Annotated in this window: 1 protein-coding gene; it reads right to left on the bottom strand. The window is 39.3% G+C overall.

Features of this window, described 5'->3' with window-relative positions; genetic code table 11:
- Nucleotides 1–22: 22 nt before the first annotated feature.
- Nucleotides 23–781 (bottom strand): stalk domain-containing protein, encoded by a 759-nt coding sequence (locus BK127_RS42205; protein ID WP_076238587.1) that lies wholly within the window; start codon nucleotides 779–781, stop codon nucleotides 23–25.
- Between the last annotated feature and the right edge of the window lie 148 nt (nucleotides 782–929).

The raw sequence follows: 929 nt of genomic DNA on the forward strand, positions 1-929 counted from the left end.
CAATCAATGTTATGGCCGAAAATTATGGTATTACTACAATAAATTGAGTGTGCATATCAGGTTCTATTTTTTGTGTCATACCATCTTGTTGCCCTACTTTATTGTATTCAATAGTTACAGGCTTAATTTGAATCTGATATTGTCCTGAGCTGACTGGTTTTCCATTACTATCTTTTTTGTCCCAGTAAATAATGGGGGATCTAAGTCCCCAATAATTGTGTGAATCTGCCCCAGGAATTACATCACCAATCGAAGTACCTAAATCTGGACCAGTGGATGAAACTTCTGTACTCCAAACAAGCTGACGCTGTTCCCCCACTTTTGCGATATCAATCTGTAATTTGAAAGGTTCTAACATAACGTAATCCTTTCCCGTGTTATGAATCTGGGCATGGAAACCAACTGAATCAGATTCAGGTAGGTAAGCCGAGAATAACCTAATAAAAAGGGGGGAACCAAATTGATTACCTGCCCCCAAAAAGGTACTTCTCCAAGACTGTGGGGCTGTATATACGTCAATCTGTGGTAATATTTCTTCAGTTGGGGCAGTGTACTTTACAGTCGATCCCATACTTTCCGAAAAAGCACGTAGTGGAATATACACGCTGTTGTTGTAATTCAATACTTCATAATTGTTACCTAGTGTCACTGTTGAATTTTCCTTGTGAATGTTGATGGTAGTTGGAAACAAAATTGCTTGAACTGTCGGACTTGTGGCAAGTACTCCGGTTGTCATAGTAAGTACAGCCCCCGAGGCTATACCAATAATTAATTTTTTCACGTGTAACATCCCCTCACATTTTTTTCACAGAGATACCTTGGGCATATAATAGCGGTATGTGCGAAATAGAGATTTTGTATTGCTGTTACGAACGACTCCAAAGACGTACAGAATATCCATCAAGTTGCAGAATCCTGCCCTTTACTTC

The sequence above is a fragment of the Paenibacillus sp. FSL H7-0331 genome (assembly GCF_001956045.1).